General features: G+C 68.0%; 11 protein-coding genes and 1 riboswitch. Of the genes, 4 read left to right on the forward strand and 7 right to left on the reverse strand.

The annotated features are described in order from the left end of the window. Nucleotides 1–131: 131 nt before the first annotated feature. From G370_RS0117545 to G370_RS0117555, 3 genes are all read right to left on the reverse strand, one after another. Nucleotides 132–707, reverse strand: a complete 576-nt coding sequence (locus tag G370_RS0117545; protein ID WP_019661759.1) for a manganese efflux pump MntP — start codon at nucleotides 705–707, stop codon at nucleotides 132–134. Nucleotides 708–795: 88 nt separating this feature from the next. After that, a riboswitch (yybP-ykoY riboswitch) is annotated at nucleotides 796–885 on the reverse strand. A gap of 140 nt (nucleotides 886–1,025) precedes the next feature. Further along, entirely contained in the window at nucleotides 1,026–4,484 is a 3,459-nt protein-coding gene (locus G370_RS0117550) for a hybrid sensor histidine kinase/response regulator (RefSeq protein ID WP_019661760.1), read from the reverse strand. Between the two features lie 134 nt (nucleotides 4,485–4,618). Then, nucleotides 4,619–6,766, reverse strand: coding sequence for a S46 family peptidase (locus G370_RS0117555; RefSeq protein ID WP_019661761.1), 2,148 nt, complete (start codon nucleotides 6,764–6,766; stop codon nucleotides 4,619–4,621). 122 nt (nucleotides 6,767–6,888) lie between these two features. On the opposite strand from G370_RS0117555, the gene G370_RS01000000120945 reads away from it, so the two are divergent. Both G370_RS01000000120945 and G370_RS0117570 read left to right on the forward strand, forming a co-directional pair. Further along, on the forward strand, nucleotides 6,889–7,665 hold the full coding sequence (locus tag G370_RS01000000120945; RefSeq protein WP_019661762.1) for a hypothetical protein: 777 nt from the start codon (nucleotides 6,889–6,891) through the stop codon (nucleotides 7,663–7,665). Then, a complete protein-coding gene (locus G370_RS0117570; protein ID WP_026347228.1) occupies nucleotides 7,662–8,762 on the forward strand; it encodes a hypothetical protein in 1,101 nt (366 codons plus the stop codon). The genes G370_RS01000000120945 and G370_RS0117570 overlap by 4 nt, the downstream gene beginning before the upstream one ends. A 51-nt stretch (nucleotides 8,763–8,813) precedes the next feature. Here the strand turns inward: G370_RS0117570 and G370_RS0117575 are convergent, their stop codons facing one another. The 4 genes from G370_RS0117575 to glyQ all read right to left on the reverse strand — a co-directional run bounded on the left by G370_RS0117575 (nucleotide 8,814) and on the right by glyQ (nucleotide 17,728). Further along, on the reverse strand, nucleotides 8,814–12,668 hold the full coding sequence (locus tag G370_RS0117575; protein ID WP_019661764.1) for a translocation/assembly module TamB domain-containing protein: 3,855 nt from the start codon (nucleotides 12,666–12,668) through the stop codon (nucleotides 8,814–8,816). Continuing rightward, nucleotides 12,665–14,461, reverse strand: coding sequence for an autotransporter assembly complex protein TamA (locus G370_RS0117580; protein WP_019661765.1), 1,797 nt, complete (start codon nucleotides 14,459–14,461; stop codon nucleotides 12,665–12,667). The genes G370_RS0117575 and G370_RS0117580 overlap by 4 nt, the downstream gene beginning before the upstream one ends. Before the next feature lie 206 nt (nucleotides 14,462–14,667). Next, the gene (glyS, locus tag G370_RS0117585) at nucleotides 14,668–16,743 is read right to left on the reverse strand and encodes a glycine--tRNA ligase subunit beta (RefSeq protein ID WP_019661766.1); all 2,076 of its coding nucleotides are present in this window, start codon (nucleotides 16,741–16,743) and stop codon (nucleotides 14,668–14,670) included. 73 nt (nucleotides 16,744–16,816) lie between these two features. After that, nucleotides 16,817–17,728, reverse strand: a complete 912-nt coding sequence (glyQ, locus tag G370_RS0117590; RefSeq protein WP_019661767.1) for a glycine--tRNA ligase subunit alpha — start codon at nucleotides 17,726–17,728, stop codon at nucleotides 16,817–16,819. An 83-nt stretch (nucleotides 17,729–17,811) separates the two neighbouring features. Between glyQ and G370_RS0117595 the strand changes: the two genes are divergently transcribed. Both G370_RS0117595 and G370_RS0117600 read left to right on the forward strand, forming a co-directional pair. After that, the gene (locus tag G370_RS0117595) at nucleotides 17,812–19,647 is read left to right on the forward strand and encodes a GspE/PulE family protein (protein ID WP_019661768.1); all 1,836 of its coding nucleotides are present in this window, start codon (nucleotides 17,812–17,814) and stop codon (nucleotides 19,645–19,647) included. Next, complete coding sequence (locus G370_RS0117600; protein ID WP_019661769.1) at nucleotides 19,619–20,365, forward strand: glutamine amidotransferase; 747 nt, start codon at nucleotides 19,619–19,621, stop codon at nucleotides 20,363–20,365. Before G370_RS0117595 ends, G370_RS0117600 begins: the two co-directional genes overlap by 29 nt. Nucleotides 20,366–20,396 lie beyond the last annotated feature (31 nt).

A 20,396-nucleotide genomic window follows, 5' to 3' on the forward strand; every position in this document is an offset into this window, starting at 1 on the left:
ACGCGTGACAGCCTCTCCATCAGTGCAACACCGCAATGCTTGTCAGCCAAAACCCTGATGTAGAGCCGAGCCCATGCTCGGCTGACATGCAAAGCAGCCGAGCGTGGGCTCGGCTCTACAGATTTCCCTGCTTACCCCACGCCGTGCAGGTGTTCGTACAGGATCGTCGCGCCGATGATCATCAGGATCACGCCGCCGATGATCTCGGCACGCTTGCCGACCATGCTGCCCAGCACGCGGCCGAGCATGATGCCGACGGTGACCATGGTCAGCGTGCACAGACCGATGACCGCCGCCATCACGCCGATATGGACGTCCATGAAGGCCAGGCCGATGCCCACGGCCATCGCGTCGATGCTGGTGGCGAAACCGGTCAGCGCCAGCTTCCAGAAGCCGTGGTGCTGCGAAGGGTCTTCGTCTTCCTCGGCACTGTCCGGGAGCAGGCCGTTGTAGATCATGTGGATGCCCAGCGCGCCGAGCAGGCCGAAGGCGATCCAGTGGTCGAAGGCTTCGACGTACTGCAGCGCGGCGCGACCGAGCAGCCAGCCGATGATGGGCGTGATCGCCTCGATGACGCCGAAGATGATGCCGGCCCGCAGTGCATCGCGGAACACCGGCTTGCGCATGGCCGCACCCTTGCCGATCGCCGCAGCGAAGGCATCGGTGGACATGGCAAAGCCGATCAGGAGGATCGAAATGGGGGACATGGACAGCGGCTGAGGTCGGGCTAGGACGGACGCACGGCCTGCGCTCGCGCCCAACCTGACGTTGCGCGCGCGGGCCGCTGGTCTCGCCAACCATCATGGTTGTCCACGCCACGGCGCACTGGCCGAGTATGTTGACGTGGACGATTCCTGCGAAGGAATCCGGCTACTCCCCAAGGGGACGCGAAGCTTAGCATCGCGATTCGCGCGTGGCGCATTTCCAGCGAAACGCGCAGGCAGGGCTGGTTTGTATAGCGATGGCTATATCGGCGCCGTGCAGCGCGCGGAAGCCGAGCATAGGCTCGGCTCTACAGTTGCCAATCAGGCATCGCTGTTGCCGGCGTCGCGCAGCGCGCCGAGGAAGGCGCGCAGCGAGGCCGGCTTGATCGGCTTGGTCAGCACGCGGTAGCCGCGTTCGCGCGCCATCCGCTTCAACTCGTCGCGACCATCGGCGGTCAGCAGCGCGCCGGGCAACGGGTAGCCCGCAGCCTCGCGAAGTGCCACCAGCGCATCCAGGCCATCCATGCGGTCGTGCAGGTGGTAGTCCACCAGCATCACCTGCGGGCGCTCGGCGATCTTCTCCAGCGCCTGGTCGACGGTGGCGGCAGTGATCACCTGCACCTGCCACCGGCCCAGCAGCGCGCGCATGCCGTCGAGGATTTCCTCGTCGTTGTCCACGCACAGCACCCGCAGGCCCGCCAGCGAATCGCTGCGCACCGGTGTGGCCATGGCCTGGGTCGCCTTGGCAGGCTCGGTGTAGCCGGGCAAGGGCGCAACCCGCGGCAGGATGATCGAGAACATCGAGCCACTGCCAACGCGGCTGCGTGCGTTGAGGCGATGGTCGAGCAGGCGCGAGATGCGCTGGCAGATCGACAGGCCCAGGCCCAACCCCTGCTCTCCCCAGTCGAACGGCTGCTGGTAGCGGTGGAACTCGTCGAAGATCTGCCGCATATGGTGTTCGGGAATGCCCGGGCCGGTATCCCACACCTGCAGTTCCACTTCGTCGCCGCGCTGGCGCACGGCCAGCACGATGCGCCCTTGGCGCGTGTAACGCAGCGCATTGGCCAGGAAGTTCTGCAGCACGCGGCGCAGCAGCCGGCGATCACTGCGCACCCAGGCCGCGCGCGCGAACAGGTCCAGGCGCAGGCCACGACCGGCGGCGACCGGCGTGTACTGCGCAGCCAGCTCGCGCATCAACGCACTCACATCGAACTCGCCGATCACCGGGTGCAGGCCACCGGCATCCAGCCGCGATACGTCCAGCAGACCATCCAGCAGTTCTTCGGCCGCACGCAGCGACGCGTCTACGCGTTCGGCTAGATGCTTCTGCTCGTCGCTCACGTGATCGCTGTCGCGCAGTGCGGACGCAAACAGCCGCGCGGCATTCAACGGTTGCAGCACGTCATGGCTGATCGCCGCCAGGAAGCGGGTCTTCGACTGCTGCGCGACCTCGGCCTCATGCGAGCGCTCGGCCACGCGCTGCTCCAGCGTTTCGTTGGCTTCAAGCAGCGCCTTTTCGGCGTGCTTGTAGTCGGTGATGTCGTTGTAGCTGGTCACGTAGCCGCCGCCGGGCAGCGCCTGGCCGCGCATCTCGATCACCTTGCCGTCGCTGCGGGTGCGCTCGAACACGTGCGGCGAACCGGCGCGCATGTAGCCGATGCGGCGGTTGATCTGCACTTCGATATCGCCCTCGCCCAGCTCGCCGCGCTCGGCGTTGTAGCGGATCAGGTCGGCCACCGGGCGGCCCACGTAGAGCATGCCGTCGGGGTAACCGAACATGTCCTGGTAGCGGCGGTTCCACGCGGTCAGGCGCATGTCCGGATCGACCACGCTGACCCCGGCGCTGATGTTCTCCAGCGTGGTCGACAGGATCTCGCGGTTGAAGCGCAGTTCCTGCCCGGCTTCGTCCAGCACCGCCACCACTTCGCCAAGGTCCATGCCCGAGCCACGCAGCAGGCTGGTCAGCAGCAGGCGCGCCGAGGCCGCACCAATCGACGCGGCCAGCAGGCGTTCGGTGAACTGCACCCACGGCCGGTCGGCCGGCGCCGAGGATTGCAGCTCGCGGCCCAGCGACTGTGCCTGCTCGAAGAACGAGCGCCGCGCATGGCGCTCGCCGACCACGCGCGAGGCCAGTGCCAGCAGGTCGCCCACGTGCACATGACCGGGCCAGCCACCGGCCACCGACGGGCGCTCGGCATACGGGTCGAGGAACGGCGCGGCGCGCAGCCGCTCGTCCACACCGGGGCGCCAGCGCGCGGACACCAGCATCATCGTCGCCGCGTTGACCAGCAGCGACCAGAACGTGCCGTGGGTCAGCGGATCCCAGCCGGACATGCCGAACAGCTGCTGCGGACGCAGCCACTCGATGCCGAACGGGCCGTGCTGCACCCAGGCGGCGTCGACCCAGCCGGCCATGGTCATCGCCGGCAGCAGCAGGGTGTACAGCCAGGTGGCGAAGCCGAGCAGCATGCCCACCTCGACACCACGCCGGCTGGCACCGCGCCAGTACAGGCCGCCGATCAGGCCGGGCGCGAACTGCGCTACCGCCGCGAACGCCATCAGGCCGTACGAGGCCAACGTGCTGTCGTTGCTGCTGGTGCGGTAGTAGCTGTACGCCATCAGCGCCAGCAGCAGGATCGCCAGGCGGCGGATCCACAGCACGCGCGAGGCGACGTCGGCGGCCTCCTGGTGGTCACCGCTCCGACGCAGCAGCACCGGCATCACCAGGTCGTTGCTGACCATGGTGGCCAGCGCGATGGACGACACGATGACCATGCCGGTGGCCGCCGAAAAGCCGCCCACGTAGGCGATCAGCGCCAGTGCGTTGCGGCCCTCGGCCAGCGGCAGGGCCAGCACCATCGAGTCGTCGGCGACGCTGCCGCCGGTGCCAAACAGGGTCACGCCGGCGGTGGCGATCGGCAGCACCATGCCCGAGATCAGCACCAGGTAGCCGCCGAACATCCAGCGCGCGCGGCGCACGTCGCGCACATCGCCGCACTCGACCACGGCCACGTGGAACTGGCGCGGCAGGCAGATGATGGCCAGGAAACTGAGCAGGGTCTGCGAGATGAAGCCCACCGGCGGCAGGCCGGTGAACAGCGTATGCACCGACTCGACCACCGCGTCGGTGCGGTTGCTCAGCCACAGGTAGGCGAACACGCCCACTGCCACCATCGCCAGCAGCTTGATCACCGATTCGAAGGCGATCGCCAGCATCATGCCGTGGTGGTGCTCGGTGGCATCGACCTGGCGGGTGCCGAACAGGGTGGCGAACAACGCCATCAGCAGCGCCACGTACAGCGCCGGATCGGTGAAGAAGCCGGTCGGGCCGGTGTTGCCGGTCAGTACCTGCAGGCTCATCGCCACTGCTTTGTACTGCAGCGCCAGGTACGGAATGATGCCAATCAGCGCGATGATCGCCACCAACGCCGCCAGCCGCCGCGAACGGCCGAAGCGCGAAGAGATGAAATCGGCGATGGAAACCACGTTCTGGCTGCGCGCGATCAGCGCCAGGCGCTCGATGATGCGCCAGCCGAACAGCAGCAGCAGCAGCGGGCCGATGTAGATGGGCAGGTAGCCCACGCCGTTGCGCACGGCGGTGCCGACCGCGCCGTAGAAGGTCCACGACGAGCAGTACACCGCCAACGCCAGGCTGTAGACCACCGGCCGCAGCCACGGCCGGTCGGGATACATCGGCCGGCGGTCACCCCACCACGCCACGCCGAACAGCAGTGCGGCATAGGCAACCGAGACCAGCAGCAGAACCCAACTGGAGACCACGCGTGCGTTTCCGTCGGAAGAACCCGCAGTGTAGGCCAGGCGTGGCCGGGGGTGCGGGCTCGTTGGGGCAACCACCCCCACCAGGGTGGGGGCCTACGCGGTGCGGGCCACGACCGTTGGTCGTGGCCGGCTTCTTACTGGGCCGGCACGCCCATTTCCTTCAGCAGTTCCGGCGCCGGGTAGACCTTGGCCAGCAGCCAGCGCAGGTAGCGCATGTCTACGTGCACGGCGCGCTTGTAGCGCGGGTCGAACCACCAGCTGGCGCTGACCGACTCCCAGTTGCTGTCGAAGTTCAGGCCGATCAGTTCGCCCTTGGCGTTGAGCACCGGCGAGCCGGAGTTGCCGCCGGTGGTATCCAGGTTGGTCAGGAAGTTGACCGTCTGGGTCTTCAGCGCCGGGTCGGCGGTGCTGCCGAAGTCACCCTTGGCGATCGCCGCCAGCAGCGGCTTGGGTGCATCGAACGGGTAGGCGTTGGTGTTCTTCTCGACGATGCCGGCCACGGTGGTCACCGGCGAATAGGTCACGCCATCACGCGGGTGCAGCGCCTCGACCTTGCCGTAGCTGATGCGCAGGGTGCGGTTGGCGTCCGGGTACACCGCACGGCCCTGCTTGGCACGCCAGGCGAACAGCGCCTGCATGTACGCCGGGCGCAGGCGCAGCTGCTCGCCTTCGCGGGTCTTGCTCTCGTTTTCGATGCGCAGCTGCGCGGCCACCAGCGGGCCGGCCACGGCGATCAGCGGATCGGCGGCCAGGGCCTTGCCTTCGCGTGCGGCGGCAAAGCGCGACAGGCGCTGCGCCTCATCGCCCAGCTGGGTTCCGGCGTACAGGGTGTCCAGCGCCGTGGCCAGCTGCTGCGGGGTGCGGCCGAAGGCCGCGTCGAACTCGGCCACGCGCTGCGCGTCCGGCAGCTGCTGGTAGCGGGTCAGCAGGGTGGTCAGCAGGGCCTTCTCGACCTCCGGCGCGTAGCGGCGCTGGACCTGCTTGAGCACGCCTTCGATCATCGCCTGGTCGCGCTGCTGGTAACCGCTCTCGCGCTGCGCGTCAGGCTTGGCCGATTCGATGCGCAGGCGCTCCAGCAGCAGCGCAGAGCGCAGCAGCTGGCTCTGCGCGGCGATCTGGTCCAGCAGCAGGTCACGCTCGCCCACCGCCGCGCCCTGCGACAGGTTGGCCAGCAACGCCTTGATGTCGCCCTGGTACTTGCGGTCGGTCGCGGCCAGCATCGCGGTCTCGTCGGCGGCACGCTGGGCCTTGGCGTCGCTGCGCAGCAGGCCTTCCAGTTCGCCAGCGGCGCGCTTGCGGTTGTTCTTCAGCGACTGCAGCTGCGAGGCATAGCGGGTACGCGCCTGCGCGTCCTTGGCGGTGGCGGCCTCGATGGTGTCGATCATCTGCTGGAACACCGACACGCGGCGCGGCAGCACGGCATCGATCTGGCCGGCGAATTCGGCCGCGGTGCGGTGGCGGTAGGTGATGCCCGGGTAACCGGCCAGCATCGCGTAGTCGCCTTCCTTCGGGCCTTCCACCGACATCTGCAGGTGTGCCGGTGCCTGGTAGGGCACGTTGTCCTTGCTGTAGGCGGCCGGCTTGCCGTCCTTGCCCACGTAGGCGCGCAGCAGGGTGAAGTCGCCGGTGTGGCGCGGCCACATGAAGTTGTCGATCTCATCGCCGTAGTTGCCGATCGCACGCGGCGGCGCATACACCAGGCGCACGTCGCTCAGTTCCAGCTGGGCGATGCGGTAGAAGTCGGTGCCGTAGTACATGTTGGCCACCGAGCAGCGCACGCTGCCGTCCTTCTCGCACTCGGCCACGATCTGCTTGCTGGCCGCATCCACCGCATCGAAGTAGGCGCGGCCGGTCTTGCCACGGGCCTGCGCCAGCACCTGGTCGGTCACCTTGTCGAAGCCGACGGTGACCAGCACGCGGAAGTCCGGGTTGGCCGGGCGCTCGTCGGCGCGGTCCTTGGCGATGAAGCCACCGTTGATGAGGTCGTGCTCGGGCGAGCTGTTGTACTGGATCACGCCCATCGCCACGTGGTGGTTGGTGAGCAGCAGGCCGTCGGAGGACACGAAGGAGCCGGTGCCACCACCGGCACGCACCACGGCACTCAGCGGCGGTGCAGTGACGTTGGCCAGGTCGGCCGGATTGCCCTTGAAGCCTGCGGCCTGGAGCGGCTTGGCCAGTTCCGGCAGCTGGGTCGGCATCCACATGCCTTCGTCGGCGTGAGCACCGGCGGCGAGGGTCAGGCCCAGGGCCAGGGCGGTGGGAAGGGCTTTGCGTGGTGACATGAGGCAATCCGGTACGACAGAACAGCCCGGGACCATAGCCGCTGGGGCCGGATGGGGCAACGGCCGATGGTTGGGGGCACCGATGCTGGCTAGAATCAGGCACGGATACCAGGGAAGGACCGATGATCGCAGGAATCGATCTGGGCACCACGCATTCGACAGGGCCATCTGCCGCCGAGGCGCTTGCCGACCGCATCGTCCGCAACGGTCAGCAACGCGATCCGGCAGACTTCGCAGCCTGGCTGCAGCAGTCCCCGGAACTGCAGCCCCCTGCGGATGCTGGCGCGGTGAACCTGGCAACCTGGCAACGGCTGATGAAGGGCACTACGCCGTTCCCGCAAGCGAACTTCGAGCAGCTGGCCGACCGCTTCCAGTGGTATGACCGGGACAGTATCCGCGAGTGCTACGACATGGCCGCCCTCGGCCACAGCATGCACCTGTGCTGGTTGCTGGTGCCAGGCAACGAGACCGCGCTCGCCCGTTACATGCATCTCGAGAATGCGCCGGTTTCGGTGGTGCAGGCCCGCACCCGTGTCGCCCGGCTCAGTGGCCCCTGGCACCCACTGCGCGCGCACATCCAGGCGCTGTCCGCGCGCACGCGGCACGAAATGCGTGAAACGCTGCATTACCTTGTCGGCGTGCCTGTGATGGCGCACGTGGCGCTCCCACCGCCATTGCAGCGCAGGCAGGTCATGTTCTGGGCGGCCGCATGCGACGCCCTGCACCATTCCGTGCCGTCACGCAGACGCTTCACGCGGCGAACGGTCACTTTGGCACTGCTTCTGACGTGCGCCCTGCTGGCCACCATCGCAATCCTCCGCGGGGCATTTTCCAGCTCCCCCGGCAATGCAGACAGTGATCGTTCAAGCCTGCAGCCCCCACACGAGGCAAACCCATGAGCAACTGGATGGACCTGCTGGAGCGCGCCAAATCCACCGACCCGCAGCCTTTCGCGGTGTACCTGCAGGGCCTGCGCAGCCAGTGGTCCCTGGACGAGCGCGCTGAAGCCAGTGCCAGGGTGCTGCAGGCGCTGCGCGCGCGGCAGGCGCCCATGAACCTGTCCGAAGCCGCGGCGCTTTACCAGGCCTTCGGCTGGGACGACGCGGGCTGCGGCCTGGCACCAGGCGAACTGCGCGAGCTGGCCGAACACGCCTGGCAGGACTGGCTGCAACTGCCCGCGCAGACCGATCTGCTGGCCCAGCAGATGGAGGCGCGTGGCGGGCGCTGGACCAGCCACGATGACGCTGCCAGCCGCCTTCAGCAGCTGCGCGAACCGCGTTCGCACCTGCGCAACCTGATGTCCGCGCTGCCGCTGCGCGTGCCGCGCCAGGCCGCAGCGTTGATGGACGTACTGGGCTGCCAGGAGGACCGTCCTCTGCCGCCCGGCATCGATGCGGGCCAAGCCCGTTTCTGGGCCGGCGCCAGCGATGTCACCCGCCTCACCGCGGCACAGTTGTCATTGCTGCGTGCACTGCTGGCAAGCGTGGCGCTGACGTTGATGGCCTTCATCGCGTTGGCCACCACCCAGATCGCCAGCACGCTGCTGCCCTACCAGTCGGAAGAGCAGCGCAGGGCGATCGTGCTGGGCACGGCAGCGCTGGCGCCACTGCTCGGCACGCTGCTGGCCATTGGCCTGCGTCATCTGTTCGTCTGGCAGAGCGCCCCTGAAGACCCGTCCGTGCCGCCTTCCCGGCTGCGTTGGCTGACCCTGCCGGTCGCCTGCGCAGCCATCGCAGCGGTCGGTACCGCCGTCTACCTGTGGGTGCCCTCGCCTTCGCTGTGGTTGGCACCGCTGTGCTGGCTGCTGGCCTGGACCGTGCTGGCCACGGCATGGATCCGCTACCAGCTGCGCCGAGGCAAGCCCGCCCGCATGGAATTGCCAGTGTCATTCCTGGTGATGCTGTCCGTGCTCAGCGTGCTGCCGGCGCTGCTGGGTGCGCTGCTGCTGTGGAGCATGGACCTGTCCGGGCACCGCCAGCGGCTGCGCCGCAGCTGAAGAAGCCGGGGGTCGGACCCTCTCAACGAAAGGGCACCGCCCCCGACCCGGTCATTTCTCCCGCCGCCAGTTGATCGACCCACGGTTTTCCACCGTGCTCGATTCCACTTCCACGTCGAAGCCGCGACGCAGCAGGTACTTCAGCGTGATCACCGAACCGGCACCGACCAGCGACACGCCGTAGCCGACGTACAGCTTGGGCGAGATGTACTTGCCGACGCCGATCACCGAGCCGCCCAGCGCGCGCGACTGGCTCACGCCGGCATCGTCCAGGCCCAGCTTGGCACCCAGCTGCGACGCCAGCAGGCCACTGCCGGCCGAGAGCGCCGCCGAGGCCGCGTTGACCTGCTGCGCCTGGTCGCTGCTGGCGCCGGTCAGGCTGCGTCCCAGCACCAGATAGGCCAGTGCCTCGGACTGCGACATCGCAGGATCGGACCACACGTCGGCACGCGGTTGCTGGGCACGCCCGGTCACGTCGATGCCGGCGGTGACATCACCGATCCGTCGCTCGGCACGGATGTTGATGCGCGGGTCGGACACCGCGTTGTAGTTCCAGTTGAGGTTGCCGCGGGTGATGGTCAGGTCCTGCCCGTACGCCTTGTAGCGACCGCTCACTTCCAGGCCGCCATTGGCGGTCATTTCGCGGCCGGGCTTGGCCCAGACCTGCATCTTGCCGGTCAGCGCGCCCTTCAGGCCGAACCCGGTCATCTTCACCTTTTCGCCGAGGCTGACGGTCAGGTCCATGTCCAGCGGCGAGGTGCGCGACTCTTCCGGATCAGCCGGATCCAGCACGACCACGTCTTCGGACACCGAGGTGCCACGGTCCAGGCGCTCCAGGTCGATGTCGGCCTCGGGCACGTGGACGGTACCGCGCAGCTCCATCGCTGCCTTGGCCAGGGTGAAGTCGAGGTTGGGGTTGGCGACGATGCGCAGTTCGCTGGTGTTGGACAGCAGCACGTTCTCGCCGTGGATCTTCAGCTGCAAGGGCTGCGCATTACCGAACCACGACAGGCCACCGTCCACGTACAGCGTGCCCTGGCCGGAGTTGGCCTGCGCGGTGATCTTGGCCGAACCATCGGGCTGGGCCACGAAGCTGCCCTTGCCCTGGTCGAAGGTCAGGCCCAGCGCGGGGAATTCGCCCTTGAAGTTGCTCAGCTGCGCGTCGCCACCCAGCGACGGCTGCCCGCGCGTACCGCGCAGGCTCACGTGGCCCTCGATCAGGCCGGTCGGGCGCACGATGTCCGGCGAGAACAGCTCCAGCCAGTACAGCCGCGACATGTTCAGATAGAGCTCACCGTTCAGTGGTGCACTGGCTTCCCAGCCGGTCTGCATCTTCGCGTCGACGAAGCCGTTGCCCTGGAAGCCCATGCCCAGGTAGCCCTTGATGCTGGACGGGGTCATGTCGAGCTTCAGCGAGAACTGGTCATAGCGCACCAGCTCGCCGCGGGTGGTATCGCCCACGGTGTTGCGGTTCTCGCCCAGGCGCACGCCGCCTTCCTTCGAGCGCACTTCCACATGGCCTTCCCAGGCCGCGCCACGCGGGCGGATCTGCGCGTCCAGGCTGACGTCGCCGCGCAGATAGATGCGGCGGCCGGACTGCGGCGGCAGCCAAGGCTGCACCAGCGCCAGCGGCAGCGCGTCACTGCGCACCACCAGGCCTTCGCGCGGCCAGTTGGCCTGTGCGCACAGCGCGCCGCTGCTGGCGGCGGCCAGGCAGGCTTCGGACAGGGTGTAGGTGCTGCCGTTGATCGCGAACGCCGCCGGTGCACGCAGCGACCACGCATCACCCTTCACCGGTGCGATGCGCAGCGAGGCCAGCTCGCCGCGCCACTGCGTGCCCTGCTGGCGCACGCTGCCCTGCAGCTCGATCGTCCCCATCTCGTTGCGGGTCTGCGCAGCCAGGCGCAGGTTGGAGACACTGCCCTGCGCATCCACGTTCAAGCGCTCCAGCAGCATGCCCGCGTTGACCTGCTGGCCCTGGATCGCCAGCGTGCCGCTGTCGCCGCGCCACGGCAGGCGGCCCTTGATGCTCACGCTTTCGGCGCCGTAGCCGTCCCAGTTGAGGTTGTTGCCGACCAGGTCGGCGGTGATGTCCGGCGCGTCGCGCGGGCCCTTCACCTGTACCTGGCCACGCAGGCCACCATCGGCGCCCGGCAGCAGATCGCTCAGCTGCAGCGGTTCGAAACGCGCATCGATATCGAGGCGGTCGCCGACCTTGCCCGACGCGGTCACCCGGCTGCTGCCCAGGGACAGCTTCAGGTCGCCCTGGCCCTGCGCGCCCTGCAGCGCGAACTTGCCCTGCGCATCGAGATTGCGCTGGCGCAGCACGCCCTTCAGCGACGGCAGATCGACCGTGGCTTCCAGTGTGCCGGTGGTACCCGGCGGTGCGTTTGCCGGCGGCGGCAGTTGCCGTCCCTTCGAAGCCAGGTTGCCGGACAGCCGGCCGTTCCAGCCCGGCACGAAGTAGCCAGGGTCGAAGTCCTTCAGCGTGGCCTTGGCATCCCAGTCCAGCTGCGGTGCCCACGCCACCTGGCCTTCCACCTGCAGCTGTCCACCCGGCGTCTGCGCCTGCAACTGGTGGATCGACGCGGCCTGGTCGTTGCCGCGTACGTCGAAGCGCAGCTGGGCCTTCTGCTTTTCGCGTTCGACATCGGCGCGGCCGATCGCCGCCCAGGCCTTCAGGGTACCGGCCAGGCCGAAGCGTGCTTCCTTCAGGGTGACCGGCACCGGTGCGCTGCCGGCGGTGTTCGGGTCCGGTGCCGGCACCCAGGTCAGGTCACGCGCGACCACCGAGAAGTTGAGCTTCTGCTGGTCTTCCTGACTGAAATCGGCGGTACCTTCCAGCCGCGCCTCACCGCCAAGGCCCTTCACCAGCAGCGGTGAGACCTTCAGCACCTGGTCCTGCAATGACACCACCGACGGTGCCAGTTCCAGTTCCTGATCGCCCTGCTTTACCTTGCCACGCAGGTTGGCATTGCCGCCCTTGCCGGCGGCGGTGAAGTCCAGCGACAACGGCGCGATCGCCGAGCTCGCCAATGCTGGGGACAGCAGCGCCAGATCCAGCTCGTCGCTGCGCACGCTGGCGTTCCAGGTCGGGTCGGTGCGGCCATCGAACACCAGCATCGCGTGCAGTGGCTTCGGCGCGCGCCCGGCTACGGCCACTTCCATGTGCGACAGGTCACCGCGGGCGACCAGGCCCACCGTGGCGGCCGTGCGCCCACGCGGTGCCGGCAGCACGGCAGTGACGGTCACGTCGGTGTCGTAGTCCTTGGCCGGGATGTAGCGACCCTGGGCGGTGAAGTTGCCCATGTCGCTGTCCACCACCAGCCTGCGTGCCTGGAACTCGCCATTGGCGATCTCGATGCCACCACGCACGCGACTGATGTCGATCACCGGCTCGTTGGCCTGGCTGATGCGGAAGCCGTCGATGGCAATGGCGTCGGCCTGGATCGCCAGCGGCATCTCGATCTGCGGCAGCGAATCGGGCCACGACGGCAGCTTGAACGGCTCATCGCTCTTGGCCAGGTTCAACGTCGCGTTGCTCAGCTCCAGCTTGTCCAGCAGCAGCTTGCGGCCCAGCAGCGGGCGCAGGTCCGGCTCCAGGTAGGCGCGCTCGGCGTGGAAATGGATGTCGTCGTAACGGAAGTCGACGTTGTACAAGGTCAGCGGCCCTGCCACCGGGCCGTCCACCTTGTCCCAGGTGAAGCTGGCACCCACCGGCAGGCGCGCCACCACCTGGGCCAGCAGTACGTCACGGCCGGCCACGGTCTGCAGCAGCCAGTACACCGCCAGCAGGGCCAGCAGCACCAGGCCCAGCACGCCCACGCCGGACCAGGCCCAGAAGCGGCGGCGCCGGTAGAAACGCACGCGCGGCGGCCTGTTCGGAGTCGGTGCGGGGGCACTCACAGGTCTGCTCCGATGTTGAGGTACAGCTGGAACTGCGAATCCGGGTTGTTCAGGCCGTGCGCGATATCCACCCGCACCGGGCCCACCGGCGATTTCCAGCGCACGCCGAAGCCGACGCCGGTATGCAGGTCGATGGTGTTGTCAAAGGCACTGCCGGTATCGACGAACACCGCCGCACCCCAGGGGCCACCGTTGAAGTAGTGCTCGTACTCGGCCGAGCCGATCACCAGGTTCTTGGCACCCAGCGCATACTTGTCCGGCTTCGGCGTACGCGGGCCAACCTCACGGTAGGCGTAGCCGCGGATGCTGCGGTCACCACCGGCGAAGTAGCGCAGGCTCGGCGGCATCGCCACCAGGTCGCTGGTCCAGGTGGTGCCACCCTCGCCGCGCAGGATCAGGCGATTGCTATCGCCCACCGGGATGTACCAGCGCAGCACGGCATTGGCCTGCACGAAGCTGGTGTCCGAACCCGCACCTTCCACACCGGCGCGCATCGTTGCCGTACCGCTGACGCCCTTGCGCGGGAACAGCTCGTCATCGACGTCGACGTAGTCGGCGACCAGCTGCGGGTAGACCAGCGTCGAGGTGTTGTAGACCGCGTCGGTGAATTCGGTGCCCGAGGCATAGCGCCAGCGCTCGCGCAGCGCGTTGATCGAGGCGATCGCGGTCCAGTGTTCGTTGATCTCGCCGCTGCGGCTGGCGATCAGCTTGAAGTTGCGCAGGTCGATGTAGTCGGTCTGCTCGTCGTAGGCGCTGGCAGCGAAGGTGTACCAGCCATCAAGCCAGTTGAAGGCTGGAATGCGGTAGCTGGTGATCAGGCTCTTGCGCTTCTGCGCATAGTCCAGCTGCGTGTTCATCTTGTGGCCGCGGTTGTTCAGGAACCGCCGCTCGATGCCACCACGCACACCCGGGCCACTCTCGCTGCCGTAGCTCAGGCCCGCGGTGTAGATGGTGCGCTTGGCGCGCGTCAGCTTCACGTCTACCGGCACTTCGCCGTTTTCGTCGGCCTGGTCCGGACGCGGCTGGATGTCGATCACGCTGAAGTAGTCCAGCTTGGTCAGCGACTCGCGCAGCCGGTCCAGCTTGCCCTCGTGGTAGTAGCTGCCCTGCTCCCAGTACACCAGCGGGTCGAACAGCTTGTCGACGAAGTAGTCCTGCTGGAAGCGCACCGGGCCCATGTTGTAGCGGCGGCCGCTGTCCCAGGTCAGGTCGATGTCGGCCGCGTTGTCGGCGCGGGTGATCTGCACCTGGCGCTGGGTGTAGTCGGCATCGAAGTAGCCACGCTCGGCCAGGCGCCGGGTGATGGTGATCTTGCTGGCTTCGTACTGGGTGTGCTCGAAGCGCTGGCCCTTGCGGGGCTTGAATGCGGCCAGGTCGTCCTGCAGGTACTGGTCGTACATCGCCGGGCCGGTGATGTCGATGTGCTCGCGGCGCACGGTCACCGGGGCCCCCTTGTCGACATGGATGAGCACGCGCACGTGCTCATCCTGGCGCGGCGCCTCGACCTTGATCACCGGGTTGTAGTACCCGAACGGTTCCAGCGCCTGGCGGGTCTGCCGCTCGGCCTGCGACAGCAAGTACTCCAGGCGCGATTCACCCTGCTCCTTGCCGATCGTGTCGAACAGCGACAGCGATTCCTGGATGTTCTCGATGATTGCGGCGTCGTCGCCCTTGTCCAATCCCTTGATGTCCACCTTGTCGATGGTGCCGCGCGCGTGGGCCACGGAGGTGGCGGCCAGCGACAGGACCATCAGCGGCAGGGCGTATTTCTTTGGCTGCATGCGGCACAGCATACCGACCGGAGGTGACGATGCGAAATGCATCACGTCGTTGGAGATCGGTTGTTAAGTGGCGGTCAAAATACGCGCCTTTGTGGCGATCATCGGGATCGCACGCGAGGATGCCGACGTCGCGTGCGGCGACGGCGATGATCCCGATGGACATCCGCCGGCGATGTTCCGGTAGTGCCGGCCGCTGGCCGGCACTACCGATACGGGCGTCAGCTCGACAGATGCTCGATCGCCGCCACCTTGCCCAGGCGCTCGCCTAGCATCGTCAGCAGCGCCAGGCGGTTGCCACGCAGTGCCGGATCTTCCGCGTTGACCATCACGCCATCGAAGAACGCGTCGACCTGCGGACGCAGGCGCGCCAGGCGTGCCAGCGCCGCCACATAGTCCTTCTGGTGCAGGCTGGCGCCGGTGTCATCGATGGCGGCGGTGACCGCTTCGGCCAGCGCGCGCTCGGCATCTTCCTGCAGCAGTGCCGCGTCGATCTGCGCCGGAATCTCGCCCTCGGCCTTGCGCAGGATGTTGCGGATGCGCTTGTTGGCCGCGGCCAGCGCTTCGGCTTCCGGCAGCGTCGCAAAGATGCCGATCGCATCCAGGCGGCGGTCGAAGTCGTACAGCGAGGCCGGTTTCAGCTCGGCCACAGCGTTGAAGTGTGAAGCCGGCACGCCCTTGTCGCCGTAGTAGCCCTTCAGGCGGTCGAGGATGAAGTCGTACAGCTCGCCGACGTCGGCCTGCACGTTGCGCGCCGCCAGGCCGCCGTTGGCGCTGGCCAGCAGCGCGCGCAGGTCCAGCTCGAAGCCGCTTTCGATGATCGTGCGGGCCAGGCCCAGCGCGTTGCGGCGCAGGGCGAACGGGTCCTTGTTGCCGGTCGGCTTCAGGCCTGCAGCAAAACCACCGGCCAGCGTATCCACGCGTTCGGCGATGGCCAGCACCTTGCCCAGCGGCGACAGCGCGATGTCATCACCACCGAACCGCGGCTGGTAGGCCTCGTCGATGGCCAGCGCAACCTCGGCCGATTCACCACCTGCCACGGCGTAGTGGCGGCCGGCGATGCCCTGCAGTTCCGGGAATTCGTTGACCATGCGCGACTGCAGGTCGTTCTTGGCCAGCTCGGCAGCCCGCTTGGCCTGCGCCGGATCGGCACCGACCTGGGCTGCGATCACTTCGGCCAGTGCGGCCACGCGCGCCACCTTGTCGGCCACGCTGCCCAGCTTGGCCTGGTAGGTCACCGTCTTCAGGCCCTCACCCATCGACACCAGGCCCTGCTTCAGATCCTCGTCGAAGAAGAACTTGGCATCGGCGAAGCGCGGGCGGATCACCCGCTCGTAGCCCTTGGCCACTTCGGCCACGTTCTTCGACTCGATGTTGGCAATGCCGATGAACTTCTCGGTCAGCGTGCCGGCCGCATCCAGCACCGGGAAGAACTTCTGGTTGATTTCCATCGTCTCGATCAGCGCTTCCTGCGGCACCGCCAGGAACGCGGGCTCGAAGCTGCACAGCACTGCCGACGGCCATTCGACCAGGTTCACCACCTGCTCCAGGTTGTCCTCGGTGATGCGGGCACTGCCACCGGCCTTGGCTGCGGCGGCTTCGACCTCGGCGACGATGCGTGCGCGGCGCTCGCTCGGATCGACCAGCACGAACGCGGCGCGCAGCGCTTCAACGTAGTCCTGCGGCTGTGCCAGCGACACGGCCTGGTCGTGGTGGAAGCGGTGGCCACGGCTGACGCGGCCGGCCTGCAGGCCGAACAGTTCGGCCTCGACCACAGTGGCACCGTGCAGCAGCACCAGCCAGTGCGCCGGGCGCGCGAAACCCCAGGCGTGGTCGCCCCAGCGCATCGGCTTGGGAATCGGCATCGCCGCGATCGCCTCGCGCAGAATCTCCGGCAGCAGGCTGGCGGTGCTCGCGCCCGGGGTCACTGCGCGGTGCACGAAGCGCTCACCCTTGTTGTCGGTGGTCTTCTCCAGCGCGGTCCAGTCGATCCCGGCCTTGGCGGCGAAGCCCTGCAGGGCCTTGGTCGGCTGGCCTTCGGCGTCCAGCGCGATGTTCAGGTACGGGCCCAGCACTTCGCTGTGCTGTTCCGGCTGTTCCAGGCCGACGCCCGGCAGCAGCACGGCCAGGCGGCGCGGGGTGGACAGCGGGCGCGCATCGCCCAGTTCCAGCGCGATGCCACGCTTGCGCAGGCCTTCGACAACACCGTCAAAGAAGGCCTGGGCCAGGCCCGGCAGCGCCTTGACCGGCAACTCTTCGGTGCCCAGTTCAATCAGCAGGGGGGACAGTTGGCTCATCGTTTCAATCCTGTGGTGGGGGCGCAGCGCGCGACGCGTCCGGCGCCCCGGAGTAAGGGGGAGAGCGCGGCCTTCAGGCCTTCTTCGCGCCCGGGAAGCCCAGCTTCTCGCGCTGTTCGTAATACGCCTTGGCCACCGCCTGGGCCAGTGCGCGCACCCGCAGGATGTAGCGCTGGCGCTCGGTCACGCTGATCGCGCGGCGCGCATCGAGCAGGTTGAAGGTGTGGCTGGCCTTCATCACCTGCTCGTAGGCCGGCAGCGGCAGGCCTACTTCCACCAGCTTCTGCGCTTCGCGCTCGCAGGCGTCGAAACGGTGGAACATTTCTTCCACGTCGGCGTATTCGAAGTTGTAGGTGCTCTGCTCCACCTCGTTCTGGTGGTAGACGTCACCGTAGGTCACCGGCTGGCCGTCCGGGCCGTAGGTCCAGACCAGGTCGTAGACGTTGTCGCAGTTCTGCAGGTACATGCACAGGCGCTCGAGACCATAGGTGATCTCGCCCAGCACCGGGCGGCATTCCAGGCCACCGGCCTGCTGGAAGTAGGTGAACTGGGTCACTTCCATGCCGTTGAGCCAGACTTCCCAGCCCAGGCCCCACGCGCCCAGCGTCGGCGATTCCCAGTTGTCCTCGACGAAGCGCAGGTCGTGCACCAGCGGATCGATGCCCAGTGCCTTCAGCGAATCCAGGTACAGCTGCTGGATGTTGTCCGGCGCCGGCTTCATCGCCACCTGGTACTGGTAGTAGCGCTGCAGGCGGTTCGGGTTCTCACCGTAACGGCCATCGGTCGGGCGCCGCGACGGCTGCACGTAGGCCGCATTCCAGCTTTCCGGACCGATCGCACGCAGGAAGGTGGCCGGGTGGAAGGTACCGGCGCCCACCTCCAGGTCGAGCGGCTGGATGAGCACGCAGCCCTGCTGGGCCCAGAACTGGTTCAGGGTCTGGATCAGGCCCTGGAAGGTGATCGGAACGGTCGGGGTCGCGGACATGCGTACGAGTCTTGGCCGGCAAGGGGGTGCGCTAGTATAACGGCCGACCTGCGGGGCATTCCGTACCCGGGAGGAGCAGGCAGATGGAACATCGGCTGCCGGCAGGCACGCCCGGCGAGGCGGGCGGCGTCCCGCTGCCCTGGGGACGGCTGCATTTCGAGCAGATTGCCGCGGCTCTGGTCGCCGATGACCTGGTGGCCGAGCAGGACCGCGAGCGCATGCGGTTTTCCGCGCAGGGCGCGCGCAATGCCAGTGAATTGCACCCGCTGGTGCTGCTGTCCAACCTCAAGCTGGCCGCCAACGGCGGTGGCGAGCTGACCCTTGAACGGCTGACCGAGTGGCTGGCGCAGCGTACCGGCAGCCGCTACCTGCGCATCGACCCGACCCGGGTCGACGTCGCCGCGGTCACCGCGCTGGTCTCCCACGCCTACGCCCGCCGCCACCGCTTCCTGCCGCTGGCGGTGGACGCCGAGCGCGTGCTGGTGGCCACCAGCGAGCCGCTGGTGCAGGAATGGCGCCGCGACCTGCAGCACCTGACCCGCCGCCGCATCGAGCTGGCGGTGGTCAACCCGCTGGACCTGCACCGCTACACCATGGAGTTCTACGGGGTGACGCGTTCGGTGCGCGGTGCCCGCGGCGACGTGCGCGGCGAGGCCAGCACCACGCTGCCCAGCTTCGAACAGCTGGTCGAGCTGGGCCGCACCGGCGACGTCAATGCCGACGACCAGCACATCGTGCACATCGTCGACTGGCTGCTGCAGTACGCCTACGAACAGCGCGCCTCGGACATCCATCTGGAGCCGCGTCGCGAGATGGGCCGCATGCGCTTCCGCATCGACGGCGTGCTGCACAAGGTGTTCGAGGTGCCGCCAGCGGTGATGACCGCGGTGGTCAGCCGTATCAAGGTGCTCGGCCGCATGGACCTGGCCGAGCGGCGGCGCCCGCAGGATGGACGCATCAAGACCCGCTCGCCGGGTGGCCGCGAGGTCGAGATGCGCCTGTCGACCATGCCCACCGCCTTCGGCGAGAAGTGCGTGATGCGCATCTTCGACCCGGATGCTGCGTTCAAGAGCATCGACCAGCTCGGTTTCAGCCCGCAGGAGGCCGCCGGCTGGAATGCGCTGGTCGAGCGCCCGCACGGCATCGTGCTGGTCACCGGCCCGACCGGCTCGGGCAAGACCACCACCCTGTATTCCACGCTGAAGCGGCTGGCCACGCCGGACGTGAACGTGTGCACGGTGGAGGACCCGATCGAGATGATCGCGCCGGAGTTCAACCAGATGCAGGTGCAGGCCAACATCGACCTGGACTTCGCCAGCGGCGTGCGCACCCTGCTGCGGCAGGACCCGGACATCATCATGATCGGCGAGATCCGCGACCTGGAGACCGCGCAGATGGCGGTGCAGGCCTCGCTGACCGGCCACCTGGTGCTGTCCACCCTGCATACCAACGACGCGCCCTCGGCGGTCACCCGCCTGCTCGACCTGGGCGTGCCGCACTACCTGCTCGCCAGCACCCTCAACGGCATCCTCGCCCAGCGCCTGGTGCGCACGCTGTGCCCGCACTGCAAGCAGCCGCACACCCTTGGTGCTGCCGACTGGGCGGTGCTGGCTGATAGCGATGGCGCATATCCAGATGCCGCCACGCCCTGTCGGCCGGTTGGCTGTCTGGAGTGCCGGCGCACCGGATTCCTTGGCCGCATCGGCCTGTATGAGTTGCTGCCATTGGGCTCGCGGCTGCGCGGGCAGATCCGCGCCGACATGGATCTGGCCGGTTTCAGCCGTGCCGCACGTGCTGAAGGGCTGCGGACCCTGCGCCAGGCCGGGCTTGAAAAGGTGGCGCAGGGGCTGACTACAATCGAGGAAGTCCTGTCAGTACTGCCGCCCCCGGATGAATCCAGCCCCGTTCCTGATCGTTGAAACCGGCCGACCGGTGCCGCCGCTGCGCCGCTATGGGCGCTTTCCACACTGGATTCGCGTCGCCGCCGGACTGGAAGAACACGAGACGGTGGTGGTCGATGTCGAACACGGTGATGCCCTGCCCGATCCGCATGCCTTTGCTGTCGTGCTGGTGACCGGCTCGGCCGCCTTCGTCACCGACCACGCCGACTGGAGCGAGCGTAGCGCCGCATGGCTGCGCCAGACTGCCCACGCCGGTCTGCCAGTGTTCGGCATCTGCTATGGCCATCAGTTGCTGGCCCATGCGCTGGGGGGCGAGGTGGCCTACAACCCGGCTGGCCGCGAGTCCGGCACGATCGAACTGGAACTGCAGCCGCAGGCGGCACAGGACCCGTTGTTCCAGGGCCTGCCGCAGCATTTCGCCGCCCACGCCACCCACCTGCAGACCGTGCTGCGTGCGCCCGAGGGTGCCCAGGTGCTGGCACGCTCGCCGCTGGATGGCTGCCATGCATTCCGCTGGGGCCGCCACGCCTGGGGGGTGCAGTTCCATCCGGAATTCGCCACCCACCACATGCGCGGCTACGTGCGTGCCCGCGCCGACTGCATCGGTCGCCACGGCGGCTGCGCCCGCACCATCGAGCGCGCAGTCAGCGCCGCGCCGCTGGCCCGCCAGCTGTTGCGCCGTTTCGTGCGCCAGGCGCGGCTGTCTTCAGCCCAGCCGATGGCAAAACAGGGATAATCGGCGGCACGGGCAGCCGCCCGGCCCCTCC

Source organism: Stenotrophomonas hibiscicola ATCC 19867, assembly GCF_000382065.1.
Taxonomy (GTDB): Bacteria; Pseudomonadota; Gammaproteobacteria; order Xanthomonadales; family Xanthomonadaceae; genus Stenotrophomonas; species Stenotrophomonas hibiscicola.

Bases quoted from the DNA above. Each gene is read 5' to 3' on its own strand.
- G370_RS0117580 (WP_019661765.1), bottom strand. From the start codon at position 14,461: ATGCTGTGCCGCATGCAGCCAAAGAAATACGCCCTGCCGCTGATGGTC.
- glyS (WP_019661766.1), bottom strand. From the start codon at position 16,743: ATGAGCCAACTGTCCCCCCTGCTGATTGAACTGGGCACCGAAGAGTTG.
- G370_RS0117570 (WP_026347228.1), top strand. From the start codon at position 7,662: ATGAGCAACTGGATGGACCTGCTGGAGCGCGCCAAATCCACCGACCCG.
- G370_RS0117555 (WP_019661761.1), bottom strand. From the start codon at position 6,766: ATGTCACCACGCAAAGCCCTTCCCACCGCCCTGGCCCTGGGCCTGACC.
- glyQ (WP_019661767.1), bottom strand. From the start codon at position 17,728: ATGTCCGCGACCCCGACCGTTCCGATCACCTTCCAGGGCCTGATCCAG.
- G370_RS0117545 (WP_019661759.1), bottom strand. From the start codon at position 707: ATGTCCCCCATTTCGATCCTCCTGATCGGCTTTGCCATGTCCACCGAT.
- G370_RS0117600 (WP_019661769.1), top strand. From the start codon at position 19,619: ATGAATCCAGCCCCGTTCCTGATCGTTGAAACCGGCCGACCGGTGCCG.
- G370_RS01000000120945 (WP_019661762.1), top strand. From the start codon at position 6,889: ATGATCGCAGGAATCGATCTGGGCACCACGCATTCGACAGGGCCATCT.
- G370_RS0117595 (WP_019661768.1), top strand. From the start codon at position 17,812: ATGGAACATCGGCTGCCGGCAGGCACGCCCGGCGAGGCGGGCGGCGTC.